Source organism: Pseudomonas sp. 2835 (genome assembly GCF_050435905.1).
In the GTDB taxonomy this organism is placed as follows: Bacteria; Pseudomonadota; Gammaproteobacteria; order Pseudomonadales; family Pseudomonadaceae; genus Aquipseudomonas.
On record NZ_JBNDLE010000039.1, the window covers coordinates 1 to 7,925 of the forward strand.

The window sequence follows — 7,925 nt, forward strand, 5'->3', positions numbered from 1 at the left end:
TTGTGATGGTACAAAAATGGTACGGGAAAATGGAACGTGTGCTGTAACCCTTTGTTTTAAAGGAGTTCGTAGTTAGTGTGTCCAATCCATCATAGGCGCAACGCTGAACCGGCGGGACGGCTCAGGGCGTAGGTTTACTGGGGTTGAGGCGGATTCTAGGGGCATGTTCTACGACGCATTTGCAGCCATTCAGGGGTGTTTTTGTTTTGCGCGGTTTGTTACAGCTTTCCGGCGCGAAGCAAAAACAAAGGTGCGTTAGTCTACCAAGAGTGCCGAGCGTTGGCTCGTAAGCAGGCAACCAGGCCTTGGGCGAAGCGACGAGAGACAGAGCTAGTCGAAACCGGGTGCGATTGAATCGAAAGGGTTACACCGTCCGTGAGCTGGGCCGTGACACCTACCAAGCCTGCAGCGAAGCCCTGTTCGGCGACAGCCGATTGCTCAACACCCCTGAGCTGCTTGAGCAGCCAGTCTATGCCGCGATGTCGGCGGGCTGGTACTGGCAACGGGCGGGGCTCAACTCCCTGGCCGACAAGGGCGACTTTCTCGCCATCACCAAGAAGATCAACGGCGGTACCAACGGTCTGGCGGATCGCGAAGAGCTGTATGAACGCGCCTTGAAGGTGCTGCAGTGAAGGGCCTGAATTGGCAACTGCTGGCCCTGGCGCTGCTGCTGGGGCTTGTCCTGGGCGGCGGTGCTGCCTGGGTCTGGCAGGCAAACAGCTACGAGAAGGCGCTGGCCCTGCAGAACACTGACCATCAGAGGGAGCGAGAAGACGCCGCGACCGCCGCGATCGATCGGCTCGGCCAGGAACAAACCCAGCGCCGGGCGTTGGAGGATCGCCTGCAGGCGAATGACCTAACCCACTACCAGGAACTGCTCGATGCCCAACAGACTCAAGCTCGCTTGCGTGACCGCCTTGCTACTGCTGATCTGCGGTTGTCAGTCTTACTCGACACCACCGCCCAGGGTGGTGACTGTGGGGTGCCAGCCACCACCAGCGGCACCGGCGTGGTTCATGGCGCCGTTCGAGCCAACCTTGACCCAAGACATGCTCAACGAATTCTCAGCATTACCGATCGAGGCGACAAAGGATTGATCGCCTTAAAGGCGTGCCAGGCTTACGTTGGTGAGTTGAATACGCAGGGCCGGTAATAAACTCTGGAAAAATCTTCTGTATAGGAGGAGGGTACAAATCAGTGATATCGGACGGGCGATGAAGCCCGTCCGGCTACGACGCTATATGATATCTTAGGGTTTTAACCAATTTTTGATTCGCGTATTTGCTTGTCAAGGTCGCGCGCTTTCATTATTCCTCCCTCAATGTCTGCGCACTCCATTGATCTTCTAATCCTATCTTCTACGTCTCGGTGATACCTTTCTCGCTCCATGGCGTCTCTCGCAGCTTTCTCCGCAGCAACTGCGTCGAGCATGTCTGCTAAGTCACTGACGATATCCGCGCAAGCGTTTTCCAACAAAAGAATGAATGCGGGGACCTCGGCGGCTGCTCCTAACACTAAGCCGCACTTAATAATGTCTTGGGTGACTTTTGCCGTTCCGGCCACGGTAGCCGCTGTCTGCCAGAGTGCTTCTTTAGTCTTATCCCAGTCTTTTTTTTCATCTATACATTGCTGGGTTTTTTCGCTCATCTTTACAAACGCTTGGTGCGTTTGGCGCATTTCACCTGGGGCTAACGGGAAGCTATATGTCAATGTTCCCCAGTTGAAGTTCATCGAAAAGTTCGGTGCGCTTCCTGTTATGAATACGTTGACCTTGCTTTTTGCATTCTCCTCATAGGTCGTCAAGATCTGATGAAGCAGACCTCGAGGGATTGGCGAGGGCCTAGTTTCCAATTCGTTGAAGAATAGCGGGTCAAGCTCTCCAATCAGATTGCGGAGAGCATTCATGCGGCTGAGTTCGTTCTCCCATAGTTTAAACTCTTCACTTGTTAGCTTTTCACCTTGTACGCCGTCTTTAAATGACTCCACTGTTTAGTGTAGTTCTTTAAAATTGTCGGTGTTGAGCACTACTTCATATTCGACTTGGAATTTGACGATTAATAGTGGGCTGCTATGTCCATCGATACGGGTCTGTACCCGGTATGTGGCGTCGCTCATACTGACCTCCGAATTTTATATGCTTGCGTAGGTAAGTGTAGTGGCAGTGTGGGTTTGGGCTGGTGCAAGAAGCGCATTTCGTCGGATAACTGATGGGGTGCTGTAAAGCAAATAAAGTCTACAGGCCGATTTCGAATAGACGTTTCCGGGAACTTATGTCTTTACCTAGGTAGGGGTTCTCAATGTAAAAACGAAGCCAGCCTCACATGCGTATGACAGTTGTCTAGCGGAGTTAGATAGCGAATGGCTCATTCTCAAGGCGTCTACGAAGTTGTGAATGCCACGGTACTGCCTCAGCCTTCAGCAGATCTGGCTCTCCTAGGTTATCCGCAACGAATCCGCAACGAATCCCTGCCCATGGCAGGTCTCACAGTCTTCGCGCTGAGCGAACGAATCACAGCACGTCGGACAGCATGTGAACGGCGAGTACCTTACCCGGTCCCGCATTAGGCGATACCGCACCCACTCTTTCTCTTCAAACGCTGCCTGTGCCAGCTCAATGAGGGCGCGGTATGCATCAGGGTCATCAACACCCTGCAGGATCCTGCCTTCGATCATCCTCGCGGTCTCTACCAGATGGTAGACCCTGCCGTCGGCACCAATGAGCTGCAGCCCGTGGATCACCCCCAATTCACCCGAGGTGCGTAGCACTACCCGAAGGCGTTCCGACTCCTGGATCACCATGCCGTCGCAGCTGAATGCCTCCGTTCGATTCTCCTCATAGTAGTTGCCCTGGCGGACGCAGCCGATTCGCCGATGCCCATCCACCGGCACGACGTTGTAGCTGGATGCTCGGCAGTACAGATCATGGGCGAACTGCTCTTCCAGGGCGGCGCTGTAGGCTGCTTGGGCTTGTTCACATAGATCGTGCAGTTCCAGCGGGTCGAACAGGTTGAGAGCCTGCAGGTCGGCGGTGGCCATCCGCATAACCTGCAAGTACACCTCGGGGTTGCTCAGCCTTAGGTGCTCGTTGCGCAACGAGCCGTTCCAGCGAGCCAGGGCTTCTGGCTTGCTCGGTGGCTTCTTGTTCATTGGGTGAAAACCCCTGGGTGAAGATCATTCAATCAAATGAAAGTCATCCCTGGTCCTGGGGCACGGTGTAGCGCCCCTTAAATTGTCTCCCTTCATTGGTTGGTGCCCTGGCAGGAAGAACAATCCTTCTGCCTCCAGGGCGTAGGCGAGGGCCTGCATCGTGACGCGGCGCAGCTCGGCCCCATTCTCCAGGCGCCTAATCGCACCTGGTGATACACCCGAACGGAATGCCAAAGCTTAAATGCTCCAGCCAAGCATCGTGCGCGCCTCGGCGCAGTGGGTACCACGAAAGCCAAGTGGCAGGTTCTCCATAAGCCATTCCATGGTTGGTTTCTGTGTTTCATCCAGAGCCAATCGAATGGGTTGAATGTCGTCTTCGTCTGTAGGCATTGGTGCTCTCGCATAGCTGTATGTTTATACAGTGTAAGACTTGGCGAAAGCGTGCGCAAAAAATGGTAGGTGTTGGCACACCGAGGTCTGTGCACGGGCGTTGGGGGAGTGGTTTCTTAGGGCAAATTTAGGGCGAAACTAGGGCCGCTATAGGCCGTTGCAGCCCGATAGGAAGCGTTTTAGTATCAGCAAAAGCGGGCCTATGGCGGCCTGTGATCCGCTGCGGGCGGGTTCAAATCCCTAGCCCTGAAAATGAGATAGCAAGTATCTTTTCTCATTGGAAGCGTCTTGGTGCATATGTGGCAACAGCCTTTTGCTATTATCTCTGGCGGTGAATGGCTATAGGCCATCAATTGAGTGTGGAGATAGCAAGTCTAATGAGTATTGGGGCTGTTTGGTCAAAGAAACTCAAGGGATACAAGAGCGATGCAGATGGTCATAATCAACTGCGAATCGCACGACTCACTTTATTAATTGGTCCAAATAATAGCGGGAAAAGTAGACTGCTGAGAACTATTTTTTCAAGCGGTAACAGTGATCTGTATATTTCACTTGGGGAAGAATTGATTGAGGGCTTTGAGCGTTGCAAAGGTTTCTTGGATTTTCTTAAAAGCAATCCTAAGATAACTAATTTCGAGTCGTGGCCATTTATTAATATGGTGCGTGGTGAGCTCATGCTTGTTGATTCCGTCCATGCGCAGATGACGTTGTTCACTAAGTTTATGACTGAAGTTTACAATGAAAATCTGGTTGTTACTGGTGGGCAAGGTGCCACTGCGTTTCATTCATTGCGGCGTCTTCTGAGTTCTGATCACAGTCTTAAATCTGAGGTTTCTGATAGTTCGGCTAAACTAAGCCAGAAAGTAGCTGAGATAACGAGCTCTAAGCGTTACTATATTCCTATTCTAAGGGGGATGAGGCCGCTTAGTGATGCTGATGATGTGTTCTTGGAGAGGACAATAAAAGACTATTTTCCAGATAAGTTGCCGCATGGACTAAGCATAGTTACTGGATTTGATTTGTATCAGTTATTGGTTAAGTTTCTCCTAGGCCAGCCTGCAGATAGGCAGCGCGTACGAGACTATGAGAAAATTATCGGGCATGAGTTTTTTGGTGGCGCAGAGATTACACTGATTCCCGAATACGGTAAAGATACAGTGTCGGTAAAAATAGGGGAGGATGATCAATTCTCTATTTATGATTTAGGCGATGGGATGCAGCAAGTGATAATTATTACTTCTGCTGCATTTCTTGAAACTGGAAGCGCGAAATTTTTCATAGAAGAGCCAGAGGCGTGTCTCCATCCGGGGTTACTTCGGAAACTAGCGCTATTCTTGCTTAATCATACTGAGCATCAGTATTTCGCCACTACACACTCAAATCACTTGTTGGATTTAGCTGAAGTTGATCGTCGCGTCTTGATTTATAAAGTTGCTAAGGCGAATGCTCGAAAGGATGCTCAGTTCGAAGTGCAAGAATGTACGCGAGATAGGGCGCTTCTTGCGGAGTTGGGTGTACTTGCTTCGTCAGTTTATCTCTCTAATTCAACTATATGGGTGGAAGGAATTACTGATAGGCTTTACTTGGGGGTTTTTTTAAAAAAGTATATTACAGATCTAGAGTCCACGGAAGATAAAATCAAGCTTGAGGGGTTGCTTGAGAACTATCACTATACCTTTGTTGAGTATCAGGGAGGGACATTGGGGCACTGGTCCTTTGATGAGGGCGAGGACCAAAGGTTACAGGCATCTCGCTTATGTGCATCAGCGTTTTTGATTTCTGATGGTGATATCGCTGGGAAGGGAGGTCGGGCTCAAGAACTTGTTAAGCAGTTAGGGGCGCGTTTTTATATTATGGGATGTAAGGAAATAGAGAACCTTATTCCTCGTAATATAATTATTTTGACGGCGAGATCTATATTTTCTCGCAAGTGGAGCAAAACTACCCAGGGTCTCTCGATAGAAGATCTATCAACCTTGGCAACAAAAATTGAGCATTCGAATAAAGGTATAGGCTTTCATTTGGATAAGTCGCTCGGGCTGCCGGGTAAAGGCAAGGCTGTACGTCGAGTTTTTGCAGACGAAAGTGGGACTATTAATGATAAAGTTAAATTTTGTCTGGCTGCAATTGATCAGATGGATTCCAATGAATGGTCCTTAACTCCCCAGTTAAAAGAACTCTGCGAGAAAATATTCAATCATATTTTAACCGAGAATAAGCGTTAACAGGAGATGGCTGGCCCGTGTTACAGGAGCTCTGTGCTACACCGTCCTTGGCGTTGCAGCTCCTGTTCTTCAGTTCACTCTTAGCGGTGGTTCAAAACTCAGTTCTGCACCTGAAGCAATGTCCTGCCGGTGAAAGGCCCTCCTCGGTACTGTGAGAGCGGATGGTACAAAAGTGGTACTCAAATGTATGGGGTCCTATGGAAGCCTCGTAAATTAGGGCTTACACGAAGAGTTTGTCCAATCCATCACATGGAGCTTGGCCACTGCACATTCTCGATTCTGACGCGAGGAGATAAGGCAGGGAGGGGCTGCTTGTGGGACGGTCCGCTTCCGACCCAAAGCGGAATCGACTCTGGGCTCTTTATCCAGTATCGGCCTCATCGCTTGGTAGCCGGCTCCGGACCGAAGTGCGCCACCTTCCTGGTCTATGCCCCACCGGTCGGAGCTGCGCTTGCAGATCATGGGGCATGAAACGGCCCCCTCTCGATAGGTGTTCGCTTCACGCCCTGATGAGGCTAGCCACTAGTGTCGACGTCGACTCAGATCCAAACGTCATTCAGCGCTGTTCGCTCCCCGCCTTCATGACCGGTATTCAACACGCCTCGCGGCTCAATCATCATAAGTGTTGTTTCCGTCTCTGCCGCTGTTCTGTGCTCTACGCCACGTGGTACGACATACAGTTCGCCCGGCTTCACATGAACGCAGCCCTCGGGGAGATCGATGCGCAAGAGACCTTCGAGCACCAGAAAAGCTTCATCAGTTTCCGGGTGTGAATGCCAGATAAATTCACCTTCGATGCGTACCACCTTAAATTGGTAGTCGTTCATTTCCGCGACGACTCTTGGGCTCCATTGCTGCTCGATCAGAGAAGCTTTTTGAGTCAGGTTCACAGGCTGTGATGCTAATTGCTGATGCATGCTGGACATAGCTGATCCTCTCTAATTTGGAGTGACCAGCCTATCGAACGGAAAGCGCGCTGTTCTTGTACGATCCTGCAACTTAGCGAACAGTGCGTAAGCGTTCCAGCCAACGCAGAGGCGGCACGCCGTAGGTGCGAGTGAAATGCCGGGTCATGTGGCTCTGATCATGAAAGCCTGAGGCTAGGGCGGCATCGACCAGTGTGAAGCCATCCAGAATCAGCCTGCGGAAAAAGTCCAGGCGCCTTAGCGTGACAAAACGGTATGGGCTGGTGCCGTAGAGGGCCCGAAAGTCTCGCGACAAGCTCCATTGCTCACGCCCACTCGCCTGTTCGAGCATCTCCAGCGTGATGCCCACGTGAAGGTGCTCCATGATGAACTCCCTGGCGCGCTCGGCAGAGCGGTAATCCAGACGTTTGCGACCACGCGGCTTACCGCCGACTGCACGAAGTGCCATTGCCAAGTCATAAACGGCGTCCTGTTCCTCTAGTGTTTCTAGAGGGTGATCCAGTGCCTGCACGAAAGCCTCGCTGGCGTGGTACAAGCGCGGGTCGCAGGACAGTCCGCCAGCAATGAAAGGCAACGGTTCTCCCCCGAGAACGGTCTGTATCAGCGACGGGTCGATGTAGGCCATCCGATAGCGAAAGCCCACATCCGTGCCAGCCATGCCGTCATGCACTTCGTCGGGATGCAGCACAAGTGTGTTGCCTGGCATGCCGTGGCACAGCGCTCCCTTGTAGTGAAAGTTCTGAACGCCGGCAAGGGTACGGCCTATCGAATAGGTATCGTGATGATGCGGGTCGTAGCCATGGCCGCCAAACCACGCTTCGATGCGCTCCACACTGCCAGGTGTGGTGCTGCGTATGACCCAATCAGAGGTGGATGAGGGGATTGCTTTTCGCTCCATGGAATACTCACCGCTAGTGCACCATCTTGAATGTGAATAGTCCATCCTCTTTCAGGATTACGCTAGCACCCAATCCATTTCCGTTCTATGTCCGTTATGGGTCGTTAGCTGCCGCGAATGTAAAAGGCCTTTTCCATCGCAGAATCTCGTTTGAGGAGGTTGTGATGGTACAAAAATGGTACGGGAAAACGGAACGTGTGCTGTAACCCTTTGTTTTAAAGGAGTTCGTAGTTAGTGTGTCCAATCCATCACATGGAGCTTGGCCACTGCACATTCTCGATTCTGGTGCGAGGAGATGAGGCAGAGGGCTGCTTGTGGGACGGTCCGCTTCCGACCCAT

General features: G+C 51.6%; 6 protein-coding genes and 1 pseudogene. 3 read left to right on the forward strand and 4 right to left on the reverse strand.

Translation table 11 applies throughout. The features are described from left to right. Positions 1-383: 383 nt before the first annotated feature. Together ABIE20_RS27525 and ABIE20_RS27530 are read left to right on the forward strand one after the other, a co-directional pair. Positions 384-632, forward strand: a pseudogene (locus ABIE20_RS27525) (glycoside hydrolase family 19 protein); the annotation flags it as partial. Beyond that, positions 629-1,153 (forward strand): lysis protein, encoded by a 525-nt coding sequence (locus ABIE20_RS27530; protein ID WP_429508714.1) that lies wholly within the window; start codon positions 629-631, stop codon positions 1,151-1,153. The pseudogene ABIE20_RS27525 and the gene ABIE20_RS27530, both read left to right, overlap by 4 nt. 104 nt (positions 1,154-1,257) lie before the next feature. Here ABIE20_RS27530 and ABIE20_RS27535 read toward each other — a convergent pair whose 3' ends face one another. Together ABIE20_RS27535 and ABIE20_RS27540 are read right to left on the reverse strand one after the other, a co-directional pair. Next, positions 1,258-1,986 carry a hypothetical protein gene (locus ABIE20_RS27535; RefSeq protein WP_429508715.1) on the reverse strand — a complete coding sequence of 243 codons (729 nt, stop codon included), beginning with the start codon at positions 1,984-1,986 and terminating at the stop codon, positions 1,258-1,260. A 447-nt stretch (positions 1,987-2,433) separates the two neighbouring features. After that, complete coding sequence (locus tag ABIE20_RS27540) at positions 2,434-3,147, reverse strand: hypothetical protein (protein WP_429508716.1); 714 nt, start codon at positions 3,145-3,147, stop codon at positions 2,434-2,436. A gap of 767 nt (positions 3,148-3,914) precedes the next feature. Here ABIE20_RS27540 and ABIE20_RS27545 point away from each other — a divergent pair. Further along, positions 3,915-5,762: an AAA family ATPase gene (locus tag ABIE20_RS27545; protein ID WP_429508717.1), complete on the forward strand. Its 1,848-nt coding sequence runs from the start codon at positions 3,915-3,917 to the stop codon at positions 5,760-5,762. 539 nt (positions 5,763-6,301) lie between these two features. On the opposite strand, the gene ABIE20_RS27550 is transcribed toward ABIE20_RS27545, so the two are convergent. Next, complete coding sequence (locus ABIE20_RS27550) at positions 6,302-6,688, reverse strand: cupin domain-containing protein (RefSeq protein ID WP_043195845.1); 387 nt, start codon at positions 6,686-6,688, stop codon at positions 6,302-6,304. A 73-nt stretch (positions 6,689-6,761) separates the two neighbouring features. Next, complete coding sequence (locus ABIE20_RS27555) at positions 6,762-7,586, reverse strand: AraC family transcriptional regulator (RefSeq protein ID WP_429508719.1); 825 nt, start codon at positions 7,584-7,586, stop codon at positions 6,762-6,764. Positions 7,587-7,925: the final 339 nt, after the last annotated feature.